10 protein-coding genes and 1 pseudogene are annotated in these 13,938 nt (G+C 73.3%); 6 read left to right on the top strand and 5 right to left on the bottom strand.

Translation table 11 applies throughout. The features are described 5' to 3' along the window. Window positions 1–29 precede the first annotated feature (29 nt). Complete coding sequence (locus tag OG959_RS05935) at window positions 30–671, top strand: nucleoside/nucleotide kinase family protein (RefSeq protein WP_326657062.1); 642 nt, start codon at window positions 30–32, stop codon at window positions 669–671. A 68-nt stretch (window positions 672–739) separates the two neighbouring features. Beyond that, on the top strand, window positions 740–1,870 hold the full coding sequence (locus OG959_RS05930; RefSeq protein ID WP_326657061.1) for a M24 family metallopeptidase: 1,131 nt from the start codon (window positions 740–742) through the stop codon (window positions 1,868–1,870). A 10-nt stretch (window positions 1,871–1,880) separates the two neighbouring features. Here the strand turns inward: OG959_RS05930 and treZ are convergent, their stop codons facing one another. Further along, window positions 1,881–3,641 carry a malto-oligosyltrehalose trehalohydrolase gene (treZ, locus tag OG959_RS05925; RefSeq protein ID WP_326657060.1) on the bottom strand — a complete coding sequence of 587 codons (1,761 nt, stop codon included), beginning with the start codon at window positions 3,639–3,641 and terminating at the stop codon, window positions 1,881–1,883. Between the two features lie 165 nt (window positions 3,642–3,806). Between treZ and OG959_RS05920 the strand changes: the two are divergent. After that, a pseudogene (locus OG959_RS05920) lies at window positions 3,807–3,987 on the top strand (family 1 glycosylhydrolase); the annotation flags it as partial. Window positions 3,988–4,094: 107 nt separating this feature from the next. Here the strand turns inward: OG959_RS05920 and OG959_RS05915 are convergent. Then, window positions 4,095–5,051 carry a GNAT family N-acetyltransferase gene (locus OG959_RS05915; protein WP_326657059.1) on the bottom strand — a complete coding sequence of 319 codons (957 nt, stop codon included), beginning with the start codon at window positions 5,049–5,051 and terminating at the stop codon, window positions 4,095–4,097. A gap of 174 nt (window positions 5,052–5,225) precedes the next feature. Between OG959_RS05915 and OG959_RS05910 the strand changes: the two genes are divergently transcribed. After that, window positions 5,226–5,792 carry a DUF1707 and FHA domain-containing protein gene (locus OG959_RS05910; protein WP_326657058.1) on the top strand — a complete coding sequence of 189 codons (567 nt, stop codon included), beginning with the start codon at window positions 5,226–5,228 and terminating at the stop codon, window positions 5,790–5,792. A 10-nt stretch (window positions 5,793–5,802) separates the two neighbouring features. On the opposite strand, the gene lpdA is transcribed toward OG959_RS05910, so the two are convergent. Continuing rightward, a complete protein-coding gene (lpdA, locus tag OG959_RS05905; RefSeq protein WP_326657057.1) occupies window positions 5,803–7,224 on the bottom strand; it encodes a dihydrolipoyl dehydrogenase in 1,422 nt (473 codons plus the stop codon). Window positions 7,225–7,321: 97 nt separating this feature from the next. Here lpdA and OG959_RS05900 point away from each other — a divergent pair, with 97 nt between their 5' ends. Both OG959_RS05900 and OG959_RS05895 read left to right on the top strand, forming a co-directional pair. Further along, a complete protein-coding gene (locus OG959_RS05900) occupies window positions 7,322–8,230 on the top strand; it encodes a LysR family transcriptional regulator (protein WP_326657056.1) in 909 nt (302 codons plus the stop codon). A 111-nt stretch (window positions 8,231–8,341) separates the two neighbouring features. Further along, complete coding sequence (locus tag OG959_RS05895; RefSeq protein WP_326657054.1) at window positions 8,342–9,337, top strand: cytochrome P450; 996 nt, start codon at window positions 8,342–8,344, stop codon at window positions 9,335–9,337. Here OG959_RS05895 and treY read toward each other — a convergent pair. Further along, the gene (treY, locus tag OG959_RS05890) at window positions 9,297–11,690 is read right to left on the bottom strand and encodes a malto-oligosyltrehalose synthase (protein WP_326657052.1); all 2,394 of its coding nucleotides are present in this window, start codon (window positions 11,688–11,690) and stop codon (window positions 9,297–9,299) included. The two genes, OG959_RS05895 and treY, sit on opposite strands and share 41 nt — an antisense overlap. 66 nt (window positions 11,691–11,756) lie before the next feature. Then, window positions 11,757–13,934, bottom strand: a complete 2,178-nt coding sequence (glgX, locus tag OG959_RS05885) for a glycogen debranching protein GlgX (RefSeq protein ID WP_326657051.1) — start codon at window positions 13,932–13,934, stop codon at window positions 11,757–11,759. Window positions 13,935–13,938 lie beyond the last annotated feature (4 nt).

Raw genomic sequence — 13,938 nt, 5'->3', positions numbered from 1 at the left:
GGGAGGCTCTTGGCGGGACAATATCCGCCATGGACACCAGCGACCTCATCGGGCTGACGGCCCGCGCCCGCCGCCTCGCCCTGGCCGCGGACCGACGCGTCCTCGGAATCGCCGGGCCGCCCGGTGCCGGGAAGTCAACCCTGGCGGAGCAGCTCGTCGACGCGCTCGGCCCGCTCGCCGTCCTCGTGCCGATGGACGGCTTCCACCTGGCCCGGGCCGAACTCGAGCGGCTCGGCCGGGCACAGCGCAAGGGCGCGCCCGACACCTTCGACGCCGCCGGGTACGCGGCCCTGCTCCGGCGGCTGCGGACGCCCGAACCGGGGACCGTCGTGTACGCCCCCGCCTTCGACCGGTCCCTGGAGGAGCCGGTCGCGGGATCCGTCCCCGTACCGCCGGACGTCCCGCTCGTCGTGACCGAGGGCAACTACCTCCTGTACGGGGAAGGGGACTGGGCGCCCGTGCGGGGGCTGCTCGACGAGGCGTGGTTCCTGGAACTCGACCAGGACGTACGGATCCGCAGGCTCGTCGACCGGCATGTGCGGTTCGGGAAGCCGCGGCCCCACGCGGAGCGCTGGGTGGCCGGTTCCGACGAGGCCAACGCGCGGCTCGTCGCGGCCGGGCGCGGCCGCGCCGACCTCGTCGTGCGACTCGCCACCGGCACGCCGCCCTGACCGCTCGCGGCCGGGCCCCCGGGCGGGCAGGATGCAGAGAGCCGTTCCGCGCCGCCAGGAGGTTCCGCATGTCCAGCCCGAACCAGCCCGTACCGTTCACCGCCGACGACTACCGGGCCCGCATGACTCGGGCCGCCGAGAGTGCCGCAGCCGCCGGACTCGCGGGTGTACTGGTGGCCCCCGGACCGGACATGGTCCATCTCACCGGCTACCAGCCCACCGCGATCACCGAGCGCCTGACCCTCCTCGTCCTCACCGCGGGCCAGGAACCGGTCCTGGTCGTACCGACTCTGGAGGCCCCGGACGCCGAGAAGGCCGTCGGGGCGCCCGCGCTGACCCTGCGCGACTGGACCGACGGCAAGGACCCCTACGCCGTCACCGCCCCGCTGCTCGACGGCCAGGGCCGGTTCGGCATCAGCGACAACGCCTGGGCGATGCATCTGCTCGGCCTCCAGCAACTGCTCCCCGGGACCTCGTACGCCTCCCTCACCGAAGTGCTCCCGATGCTGCGCGCCGTCAAGGACGCCCATGAACTGGACCGGCTCGCCGCGGCCGGCGCGGCCGCCGACGCCACGTACGAGGAGATCCTGAAGGTCCGGTTCTCCGGCCGCAGGGAGACCGACGTCGCGGCCGACCTGGCCCGGCTGCTCACCGGGTTCGGGCATTCCCAGGTCGACTTCACCGTGGTCGGCTCCGGACCCAACGGCGCCAACCCGCACCACGAGGCGGGTGACCGCACCATCGAGCGCGGTGACATGGTGGTGCTGGACTTCGGCGGCCTCAAGCACGGGTACGGCTCCGACACCTCCCGCACGGTCCACGTCGGCGAACCCACCGCCGAGGAGCAGCGGGTCCACGACATCGTGCGGGAAGCGCAGGAGGCGGGCTGCAGGGCCGTCCGGCCTGGTGTCGCCTGCCAGGAGATCGACCGGGCCGCCCGCGCCGTCATCACCGAGTTCGGTTACGGGGAGCGCTTCATCCACCGCACCGGCCACGGCATCGGCGTCACCACCCACGAACCCCCGTACATGATCGAGGGCGAGGAGCAGCCGCTCGTCCCCGGCATGTGCTTCTCCGTGGAGCCCGGCATCTATCTGCCGGGCCGCTTCGGCGTCCGGATCGAGGACATCGTGACCGTCACCGAGGACGGCGGCCGGCGCCTCAACGCCACCGCCCGCGAGCTGGCGATCGTCGAGTAGGAGCGCTTCCTCAGTCGTCGGCCAGCACCACGCACGACTCCGGCGGCAGATGCAGCGCCCCGTCCGGGCCGGGCGCGTCCACGGGCAGCCAGGCGGCCAGCACCCGGCCTCCGCCACCGCGGTGCCGGCCGCCTCCCAGCGGGATCGTGGCCGGCTTCTCGTCGAGGTTGACGGCGATCCGCAGATCCCCCCGACGGAACGCCAGCCAGCGGGCCTCGTCGTCGTACGCCGTCCTCACCGTCGCCAGATCGGGGTCACTGAGGTCGGGCAGGGAGCGGCGCAGCGCGATCAGTTCGCGGTACCAGGCGTGCAGGCGGGCGTGCGGTTCGCGCCGCGGTTCGCTCCAGTCCAGACACGACCGGTCGCGGGTGGCGGGGTCCTGCGGGTCCGGAATGTCCTCCTCGGCCCAGCCGTGCGCCCCGAACTCCCGCCGCCTGCCGGTGCGTACGGCCTCGGCGAGCTCCGGATCGGTGTGGTCCGTGAAGAACTGCCAGGGTGTACGGGCGCCCCACTCCTCGCCCATGAACAGCATCGGGGTGAAGGGGCCGGTGAGTACGAGCGCCGCCGCGCAGGCCAGGAGACCGGGGGAGAGGGAGGCGGCGAGCCGGTCGCCGAGCGCCCGGTTGCCGATCTGGTCATGGGTCTGGGCGTAGCCGACGAAGCGGTGGGCGGCGCTGCGCGTGACGTCGACGGGGCGGCCGTGCGAACGGCCGCGGAAGGTGGAGTACGTGCCGTTGTGGAAGAACGCGCTCGTCACGGTTTTGGCGAGCCCGGCCAGCGGGGCGGCGGCGAAGTCCGCGTAGTAGCCCTGGGCCTCACCGGTCAGCGCGGTGTGCAGACAGTGGTGGAAGTCGTCGTTCCACTGGGCGTGCAGACCGATGCCGCCGGACTCGCGCGGAGTCGTCGTCCGCGGGTCGCAGAGGTCGGACTCGGCGATGAGGGAGAGCGGACGGCCCAGTTCCGCCGAGAGTGCGTCGGTGGCGGCGGACAGCTCCTCCAGGAACGTCAGCGCCCGCGTGTCGGCCAGGGCGTGGACCGCGTCGAGCCGGAGCCCGTCGAGCCGGTAGTCGCGGAGCCAGGCGAGCGCGCTGCCCCGCAGGAAGGCCCGCACCTCGTCGGAGCCCGGCGCGTCCAGGTTGACCGCCGCGCCCCAGGGGGTGTGGTGCGTCTCGGTGAAGTACGGGCCGAAGGCGGGAAGGTAGTTGCCGGACGGGCCCAGGTGGTTGTGGACCACGTCCAGGACGACCGCGAGCCCGAGCCCGTGCGCCGTGTCGACAAAGCGCTTCAGCCCCTCGGGGCCGCCGTACGGCTCGTGCACGGCCCACAGCGACACCCCCTCGTACCCCCACCCGTGGACCCCGGGGAACGGGCAGACCGGCATCAGTGACACATGGGTGATGCCCAGCTCGGCGAGGTGTCCCAGCCGGGCCGCCGCCGCGTCGAAGGTGCCCTCGCCGGTGTACGTACCGATGTGCAGTTCGTACAGGACCGCGCCCGGCAGCCCGCGTCCCGCCCAGTCGGTGCGCCAGGTGTACGCGTCGTGGTCGACGACGGCACTCTCGCCGTCCGGCCCGTCCGGCTGGCGGCGCGAGCGCGGATCGGGGCGCACCGGGCCGCCGTCCAGGGCGAATCCGTAGCGGTCGCCGTCCGTCGCCTCCGCATCCGCGGTCCACCAGCCGTCCCGGTCCGGATCACGCGCCATGGTCCGCAGCTCACCCGACAGCCGCAGGGCGGCCACATCCGCGTCCGGTGCCCATACCTCGAACAACATGCAGCGCTCCCTCGTTTCCGTGTACCGGCCCATGGTCGGCAGAAGGCGCGATCTTCGACCCGCGACACTGGGTCGAGCCCGTTACTGGCGATTAAGGTCTGATTCTGATCATTGCCCTGCCGGCTTCTGACATACGCACTCCCACTTACGGCTGTGGAGGCCGAGATGACTGTGCCGCCGTTCCCGCCCGGCTTCCCTGAGGGCCTCCGCGTCCGCCTTCCAGACCGAGGGCGCCGCCGACACCGACGGCAAGGGACCCTTCGGCTGGGACGCCTTCGCCGCGCAGCCCGGACGCATCAAGGACGGCACCGACACCACCCGCGGCACCGGATTCCAGCGGCACTGGCCGAGACGCTGCGCCGCACGCCCAAGGAGTCGTACGCCCGGTACCACGACGTCATCAGACAGCAGCGTGCACCCGGGAGCTGACGCCGGCCGCCCGCCGGCCCCGCGTCAGTGGTGCCACACCATGTCGAAGGCGCGCTCGAAGTTGACGTACCCCAGGCGCGCGAAGGACTTCGCCATCGGTACGTTGCCGAGGTCCGTCGACGCCCGGATGCGCTCCACACCGTCCTGCCCGGCGAGCACCCGGGTTCCCTCGGCGAGGAGTTCGTCGATGTGGCCGTGACCGCGCTGCGCGGGCACGACGCCGATGTACGCGATGATCGGGTTGTAGCTGTTGCGGGCCGGGACGACGAAGCCGACCGGTTCGCCGTCCGGGAGTTCGGCGACGCGCCACCACTCCCGCGGGGTCGAGTAGTGGGCGAGCTCCTCGTCGTAGTGCTTCTCCGCGGCCTCGCGCGCCGACAGGCCCGACGCCAGGTCCTGCTGTCCGTGGGCGTCGAGCGTGCCCTCCATCACCGGCGTCATCAACGCCAGGAGATCCTCGCGCCCCTCCACCGGGCGGAACCGCAGCCTGCCGCTGTCGGCCGGAACAGGGGTGCCCGCACGCCACTCCAGACGCAGCCGCTCCACGAGCATCCGGGCACCGCTGCGTTCCATGACCCGGACGCGCGCCTCCACGACGTCACGGGCCACCGGGTCCTCACGCCAGTCGGGCGGTACGTAGCGCCCGTACTCGGGACGCGGGGCACCGGCCGGAACGACGGCGGCCGTCGCCGTCTCCAGCAGCCGCGCTCCCGCCTCCCCGCGTTCGGGCTCGGGAAGCGTGTCGTCCAGGTCGAAGAAGTCGAGGAGCTGAGGCTCCTTGCCGTCCTTGCTCCACCAGGCGATCCGCGCCACCACCCGGTCGTTCCGCAGGGCCACCCACATCCACTCCGGGCGGCGACGCCCCGCCGCCAGGTCGCCCGCGAGTTCGTGATCCAGGACGTAGGAGAGCCGGCGGAAGAGGCCGAGCTCCTCCGGCCCGCTGATCGGACGGACAGTCAGGCCGAGTGGCGCGTCGAGCACAGATCCCCCACAGGTGTACGGGCGCGCCCGGCGGTCGCCGGAGCGGCACGGCGGCCGACAGTAGCAACGCCCGCCGTGCGGCGTCCCGGATATTTCCGGGGCCGCGCAGGTCAGGAGGGCGGAAAGCGGCGTTGTTCTGGACACTCCGGGGCGGTCGGCCCGACAATCGATCCTGTGACGTCCTCCTTCGAGTCCCACACGTATCCCGCGCGGCTGTCCGACGCCCAGCGCGACCGTGTTCTCGGTGTGCTCAGAGAGGGTGCGGCACAGGGCAAGCTCTCCCACGACACCTTCATGCGGCGGATGGAACTGGCCCTGACCGCCAGCCGTTCCGAGCAACTGGACGCGCTCACCGCCGACCTGGGGCACGACGGCCGCTGGTCGCGGCAGCTGTTCCGGGCCGTGAGCGGGGTCTCCGGCTTCCCCGAACGGGTACGCAGGGCCTGGCGGGCCGAGCGGCTGCCCAAGCTGCTGCTCCCGGCACCGAGCCCGCACCCCCTGCGCATCGGCCGCGACCCGGGCAACGGACTCCGCCTCAGCCACGAGACGGTGTCCCGGATGCACGCCGAACTCACCGCGCACGGCGGCCGGTGGCTGCTGCGCGACCTCGGCTCGACCAACGGCACCTGCGTCAACGGGCAGCGCGTCACGGGCGCGGTCCCGGTGCGGGAGGGGGACCAGGTGAGCTTCGGCAGGATGGCCTTCCGGCTCTCCGCGCCCGCGCTCCGGCCGCCCGCCTGACCGGACGCGGTCACGCCTGCTGGTGCAGTCCGCGGCCCGCCAGGGTGAGGAACGCCTCACCGACCGCCTCCGAAAGCGTGGGGTGGGGGTGGATGTGGTGTGCCACGTCGGAGGGTTCGGCGTCCCAGCCGACGATCAGCTGGCTCTCGGCGATCATCTCCGAGACGTGCGGCCCGACCAGGTGCACCCCGAGCACCCGGCCGCCGCGCTCCGCGACGACCTTCACCACACCGCCCTGCCCGTGCACCATTCCCTTGGCGACGGCCGTCAGCGGCATCGTGTTGACCGCGACATCGTGCCCGGCGTCACGGGCCTGCGCCTCGGAGAGCCCCACCGAGGCGGTCTGCGGGGCGGAGTACGTGACCCGGGGCACCGCCGCGTAGTCCACCGGCGTCGTACGCAGACCGGCCAGCGTCTCGGCGGCCAGCAGCCCCTCCGCGAACGACGCGTGGGCCAGCCCGAGGGACGGCGGCGGCAGCAGATCCCCGACCACGTGGATGCCCGGCACGGCGGTCTCCAGCCGCGACCAGTCCGCCGGTGCCACGTGTCCGCGCCCATCGGCGGTGAGGCCCGCCGCCGCGAGACCCAGACCGTCCGTCACCGGAACCCGGCCGACGGCCACGAGCAGCCGCTCCGCCTCCACGGTCCGGCTCTCGCCGCGCGGGGTGCGGACCGTGGCCCTGACCCCGGCGTCGAGAACGGTCGCCTCCACCAACCGTGCCCCCACCAACACGTCGATCCCGCGCTTCTTCAGACCACGGGTCAGATGGCGTGACACATCGGCGTCCTCCAGCGGGACGAGCCGGTCCGCGGCCTCCACCAGAGTGACCCGGGCCCCCATCGACCGGTGCAGCGAGGCGTACTCGACGCCGATCGCCCCGCCGCCCAGCACCAGCACCGACTCCGGCAGACCGGGCGCGAACAGCGCGTCGTCGCTGGTGACCACGCGCCGTCCGTCGGCGACGAGTCCGGGCAGCATCCGGGGCCGCGAACCGGTCGCGAGCACGATGCCGCGACGGGCGGTGACCTCACCGTACCCTTGGATCCGGACGCTCCGCTGACCCGTCAACCCGGCGCTGCCGTGCACCACTTCGACGGCCGCGTGGGCCAGATGTCCCTCCACGCCGCGGTGGTTGCGGGCCACGATGTCGTCGCGGGTGGCGACGAGCGCCGGCCAGTCCACCGACTCCAGCGTCGCCTTCACGCCCCAGCGCTCGCGGGCCTCCACGATGCCGTCCACGAGTTCCGCGGCGTGCAGCATCGCCTTGCTGGGGACGCAGCCCCGGTGCAGGCAGGTACCGCCCACCTTGTCGCGCTCGGCGAGCACCACCTCCAGGCCGAGCGCCGCCGCCCGCAGCGCGGTCGAGTAGCCGCCCGTCCCGCCGCCGATGACCACGACATCGGTTTCGTTCACGTTCTGCTTCTGCGTCATGTCCTCAGCCTCCGCCCGGTCCTTGCCATGAGTCCAAGGCAATGTTTGTGTGGGATCGATGCACAGTGTTTATGGCTGAGGTCAGGAGGCGGGCGCGATGAGCCTGCGGCAGATGGAGTACTTCGTCACGGTCGTCGAGGAGGCGTCCTTCACCCGGGCCGCGGAACGGCTCCATGTCACCCAGCCCGCGCTGTCCCACCAGATCAAGGCGCTGGAGCGGGAGGTCGGCGGCGCGCTGCTCGAACGGCTGCCGCGCGGAGTCCGGCTGACCCCGATGGGCCGCGCCTTCCTGCCGCACGCCGAGCGGTCCGTGCGCAGCGCCGCCCAGGCCCGGCGCGCGGCCCGCGCCGCGGCGGGTGTGGAGGGCGGCGAGCTGCACATCGCCACCGTGCACGCGATCGCCGTCGGCATCCTCCCCGACGTCTTCGCCCGCTGGCGCGGCACGCACCCCGGAGTCGGGCTCGTCCTGCACGAGTACGCCACCACCGACGCCCTGGAGGACCGGATCGAGCGCGGCACCGCGGACCTCGCCGTCGGCCCGCCGCCCCCGCGCTGGTCCGGACCGGTCGTCCCGATCGGGGCGGAGGACATCGTCCTGGTCGTCCCCTTCGACGACCCGCTGGCCGGACGGGCCTCCGTCCGGCTCCACGAGCTCGCCGACCGGCCGTGGGTCCGATGCGCGATGGAGGCCGTGGTGGAGGGCCGCCCGTTCCTCGACTGGGCCTGTGCCCGCGCGGGATTCGAACCCCGTACGGCGGTGCGGACCGAGCACACGTCGACCGCGGTACGGATGGCGGCGGCCGGCGTCGGCGTCGCGACGGCCCCCGCGCATGTCGTACGGGGCGCGGTCGGCGAGGACTGCGCGGTGCTCACCGTGGACCCGCCCTGGAGGCGGGAGCTCGCGGTCTTCTCCCGCGTCGGGCTGACCGGCGCGGCCGCCGCGTTCACCGAACTGCTGACCGTCTGCCGGCCGCCCGCAGTCCCGGGAGCCGGGACCGGACGGTGACCGCCCCGTCACCCGTACGGCCCCACGCCGGCTGCGGCGGGACCGTTCAGGTGATCCCCTGAACGGGAGCGCGCCGCGCACCGGCGCACCGGACACCCCGGGGGGTACGCCATGCAGGCAGACACGCCCGGAGACATACCGGCCCCGACACCCTCGCCCGAACGACGCGGCACCCGGAGCCCGTCCACGCGGCCCCGCCGTGCCGCCCGGGCCGGCGGCGGCCCCAGTCTCCTCGCACCCGGCGCGGCCCACGACCCGTACCGGCTCTACCGGGCGCTCCGCGAGGAGTACCCGCTCTGCTACGACGCGCCGCTCGGCGCCTGGCTGGTCAGCCGCTACGACGACGTGGCCACCGCCCTCACCGACCCGCGGTTCGCGGGCTACCCGCACGACGGAGCGCCCCGGGGCGGCCCGGCACCGCTCGGCCTCTGCCACGGGAACTTCCGCTGCCTGCCCAGCGACCCCTACGCGGTCGCGCCCGGCACCGTGCCCGGGCACCTGGCCGAGCGCGTCGAACGGACCGCCTACGTGCTGGCCCGGCGCATCGCCACCCGCCCGCAGGCCGATCTCGTCGAGGAGTTCTGCCGCTGGCTGCCCACCGGCGCACCCGCCGACGCCCCCTGCACCCGGCGCACCGCGCTGCGCGAGACGGCGCTCGCCTCGTTCCTCGCCAATCTGCTGGACGACCCGGACCTGATGGCCGTCATGCGGATCGAACCCGCGCTCGCCGGGCGGGCCTGGACCGAGTCGCTGCGCCGCGACCCACCCGTCCAGATCGTGCTGCGCCGCACCGTCGCCGAGGTCACCCTCAGCGGCGGCACCCTGCCCGCCCGGGCACCCGTCGCCTGTCTGATCGGCTCGGCGGGCCGGGACCCGGAACGGTTCGCCGCACCGGACGTCTTCGACCCCTTCCGCCGCGACCAGGACCGCAGCACACCCGGCCCCGCGGGCTGCCCCGCCGTGCTGCTGGGCCGGGTGGAGGCCGAACAGGGCCTGCGCGCCCTGCTCGACGCGATGCCCGCACTGCGGTGGGCGGAGGGCTTCCGCCCGGCGGCCACCGGCCTGCTCACACGCGGCCCGCGCTCCCTCCTCGTCCGGCCCGGCTGAGCAGCGCCACCGGCCGCTCCGCGAACAGCTCCGCGGCCGGCACCGCGCCGCCGGAGAACTTCCGGCCCGGCGTCAGCAGGTCGTGCCACACCCCCTCGTCCGGCAGCGCCAGTTCCGTCCCGCGCCAGCCGCCCGACTCGGCCAGCCGCAGCGACAGCCGGGTCACCGCGGTGACCACCTCGCCGGAACGGCAGAAGGCGAGCAGGTGCGCCGCCGCCGGACCGGAGGCGGTCAGCGGGGCGTACGTGCCCGACTCGCCGAACACTCCGGGCCGCTCCCGGCGCAGCCGCAGCGCCGTCCCGGTGAGCTCGCTCTTCTCGTCGTCGGGCGCCCCGTCGGGCGGCTGCCGGAACGGCTGCCGGTTGTCCGGGTCGACCAGCGCCAGATACTCCCGCTCCGTGCCCTGGTAGAGATCCGGCACCCCCGGCATCGTCAGGTGGACCAGCGCCGCGCCCAGCACGTTGGCCCGCACATGAGGGGCCAGCGTTCCCGCGAACCGTTCCAGGAGCGCCCGCGCCGGACCGGTGCCGGCGGCCGGACCGGCGGCGACGAAGTCCGTCGCCACCCGCTCGTACACCGGATCGGGCTCGGTCCAGCTCGTGAACAGCCCCGACTCGCGCACCGCCTTCAGCAACGCCGGCTCCAGCCGCCCGGCCTGCTCCCCGGGAGGGAACCCCACACACCCGATCGCCGTCTGCCACGCCTGCCAGGCGAGCTGCGGATCGGGGGCGGCGGGGGCCGTCCGCGTCAGCTCGGCGACCAGCTCCGTCCACGGTCCCGGGCACTGCGACAGCACCGCGATCCCCGCCCGGACGTCGGCGCTGCGCTTGGTGTCGTGCGTCGTCAGCGCCGTGCCGGTGGCGGGCCAGTCGCGGGCGAGCCGCGCGCAGAAGGAGTGGAACGCCTCCGGTGCCACCGCCGGCTGCCCCGGGTCGCCCCCCACCTCGTTGGCCGAGATCAGCGGCACGTACCGGTAGTACGCCGTGTCCTCGACCGCCTTGGCGCGCAGCGCGGACGCGGTCTGGGCGAACCGGGCGCAGAACGCCGTCCGGTCCCCGCCCCCGCCGAGCCGTCCCAGGGCCAGTTCCCGCACCACGTCGACGGCGGAGGCCTCCTCCCGTACCGCGAACGCCGCCTTGGCGTCGCTCACCGCGACCGGGCCGAGCGTCGCCTCGGCCGTCTCGGTGCAGGGGCCGCCCGCCGTCACGTACGGGCGGTAGACCGGGACCCGGACCAGCAGTTCGCGCACGGCGGTGTGCAGCGCCCAGGGGGCGTGGTCGCGCAGTGCGGGGTCCTCGGCGCAGATGCGTGAGGCCAGCCGGGTCAGCAGCTCCGTCTCCGCTGCCAGCTCATGGGTGACCACCCGGTACGCGGCCCGACGCACCGTCGCCGTCCAGTAGCCGCCGCGGTCACCGGCCGGGGCGGCGGACTCGCGATAGCCGCCGAGCAGCTCTGCGGCGCCCACCGGGTCGACGAAGAGCCCGTCGATCCGGTGCAGCGCGTCGTACCCGGTCGTCCCGGCGACGGCCCAGCCCGCGGGCAGCGGCTCGGCGCCGGTGAGGATCTTCTCCACGACCGTCCACACCCCGCCGCTCGCCACGGAGAGCCGCTCCAGGTAGCCGGCCGGGTCGGCGAGCCCGTCCGGGTGGTCGATGCGCAGGCCGTCCACGACCCCGTCCCGGACCAGCTCAAGGATCTTGGCGTGGGAGGCGGCGAAGACCTCGGGGTCCTCGACCCGCACCCCGATCAGCTCCGAGATGGTGAAGAAGCGCCGGTAGTTCAGCTCGGTACGGGCCAGCCGCCACCAGCCGAGCCGGTAGTGCTGGGCGTCCAGAAGTGCGGGCAGATCGAGGTGGGCGGTGCCGTCCCGCAGCGGAAACTCCTGCTCGCCGTAGCGCAGCACCTCCCCGTCGGCCCGGAGCCGGTCCGTCTCCTCGCCGATGCGTCCGGCGAGGACGGGCAGCAGGATCCGCCCGTCGCCCGCCGCCCAGTCGATGTCGAACCAGCGGGCGTACGGGGAGGAGGGTCCTTCGCGCAGGACCTCGCGCAGCGCGTGGTTGTGGCGGGGGTCGGCGGCCATGTGGTTCGGCACGATGTCCAGGACGAGCCCGAGCCCGTGCTCGCGGGCGGTGCGGGCCAGTCGGCGCAGCCCCTCCTCGCCGCCCAGCTCGGCGCGTACCCGGCTGTGGTCGACGACGTCGTAGCCGTGCCGTGAGCCGGGCACGGCTTCGAGCACGGGGGACAGGTGCAGATGGGAGACGCCGAGCGAGGCGAGATACGGCACGGCGTCCTCGGCGGCCGAGAACGGGAACTCCGGCTGAAGCTGGAGCCGGTACGTGGCGGAAGGCGTCATGGGAACGTTCGTACCCAGATCCGGGCCGCCTCTGTCATCCGGGCACGCACGAGTGCCCGGTCGGTCTCATGCCGGCCGCTGCAGCACCACCATGCTCCGCCCCACCAGCGTCACCCGATCGCCCGCCGCCACCTTCGGACCCGCCCCGGTCAGCACCCCGTCCGGGCGGGCCGTGTCGACCACCGCGAGCCACTGCCTGCCGTGATTGACCGGAACGGCGAATTCCAGCGTTTCGGCGCTCGCGTTGAACATCAGCAGGAACGAGTCGTCGGAGATCCGCTCCCCACGCGGGCCGGGCTCCGAGATGGCGTGCCCGTTCAGGAAGACGGTCAGTGCCTTGGCGTGCGCCGCCTGCCAGTCCCGCTGGGTCATCTCCTGGCCCTCGGGCGTGAACCACGCGATGTCCGAGAGCTCGTCGTGCGTCCCCTCCACGGGGCGGCCGTGGAAGAACCTCCGGCGCCGGAAGACGGGATGGTCGCGGCGCAGCCACACCATCGCCCGGGTGAACTCCAGCAGACTGCTGCCGAGGCCGCCGTCGTCCTGCCCGGCCCGCTCCTCGCCGTCACCGTCGCCGTCGCTGTCCGCCGTCCGGCCCGGGTCGGGCCAGTGCACCCACGACAGTTCGCTGTCCTGGCAGTAGCCGTTGTTGTTGCCCCGCTGCGTCCGGCCGAACTCGTCGCCGTGACTCAGCATCGGCACGCCCTGGGACAGCATCAGCGTGGCGATGAAGTTGCGCATCTGACGCTCACGCAGCTCCAGCACCTCGGGCCGGTCGGTCTCGCCCTCCACACCGCAGTTCCAGGACCGGTTGTGGCTCTCGCCGTCCCGGTTGCCCTCGCCGTTGGCCTCGTTGTGCTTGTCGTTGTACGAGACGAGGTCGTGCAGGGTGAATCCGTCGTGGCAGGTGGCGAAGTTGATCGAGGCCAGCGGCCTGCGCCCGTCGTCCTGGTACAGGTCGGAGGAGCCCGTCAGCCGGCCGGCGAACTCGGCCAGCGTCCGCGGCTCGCCGCGCCACAGATCCCGTACCGTGTCCCGGTACTTCCCGTTCCACTCGGTCCACAGCGGCGGGAAGTTCCCCACCTGGTAGCCGCCCTCGCCCACGTCCCACGGCTCGGCGATGAGCTTCACCTGGCTGACCACCGGGTCCTGCTGCACGAGGTCGAAGAACGACGACAGCCGGTCCACCTCGTGGAACTGACGGGCCAGCGTGGCCGCCAGATCGAAGCGGAAACCGTCCACGTGCATCTCGGTCACCCAGTAGCGCAGCGAGTCCATGATCAGCTGGAGCACGTGCGGTGAGCGCATCAGCAGGGAGTTCCCGGTCCCCGTGGTGTCCATGTAGTAGCGCTGGTCGTCGGCGAGCCGGTAGTACGAGGCGTTGTCCAGCCCCCGGAAGGAGAGCGTCGGCCCCAGGTGGTTGCCCTCCGCCGTGTGGTTGTAGACCACGTCGAGGATCACCTCGATGCCGGCCTGGTGCAGGGCGCGGACGGCCTGCTTGAACTCCAGGACCTGCTCGCCCCGGTCGCCCCAGGAGGCGTAGGCGTTGTGCGGGGCGAAGAAGCCGATGGTGTTGTAGCCCCAGTAGTTGGCGAGCCCCGCGTCCGCCAGGCGGTGGTCCTGGACGAACTGGTGCACCGGCATTAATTCGATGGCCGTGACACCGAGCTCCGTCAGGTGCGCGATGACCTCCGGATGGGCCAGTCCGGCGTACGTACCGCGCAGCTCCTTCGGCAGCCCCGGATGGAGCATCGTCAGGCCCTTCACATGGGCCTCGTAGATGACCGTGCGGTGGTAGTCCGTACGCGGCCGCCGGTCGTCGCCCCAGTCGAAGTACGGGTTGACCACCACCGAGGACATCGTGTGGGGCGCCGAGTCGAGGTCGTTGCGCGCGTCGGGCCGGCCGAACGGATAGCCGTACACCGCCTCGCCCCACTGGATCTGCCCGGCGACCGCCCGTGCGTACGGATCGAGGAGCAGCTTGGCGGAGTTGCAGCGGGCGCCGCGCTGGGGTTCGTACGGCCCGTGGACCCTGAACCCGTATCGCTGACCGGGCATCACCCCGGGCAGATAGGCATGGCGGACGAAGGCGTCGGTCTCCCTCAGCTCCACCGCCGTCTCGGAGCCGTCGTCGTGCAGCAGGCACAACTCGATTCGGTGGGCGGCCTCCGAGAAGACCGCGAAGTTGGTCCCGGCGCCGTCGTACGTGGCACCGAGGGGGTACGCCTGTCCCGGCCAGACCTGCATAGGT

The sequence above is a fragment of the Streptomyces sp. NBC_00385 genome, from assembly GCF_035917155.1.
Taxonomy (GTDB): Bacteria; Actinomycetota; Actinomycetes; order Streptomycetales; family Streptomycetaceae; genus Streptomyces; species Streptomyces poriferorum.
Note: the sequence above shows the minus strand (reverse complement) of the source record. Positions and strands in the feature narration are given on the sequence as shown.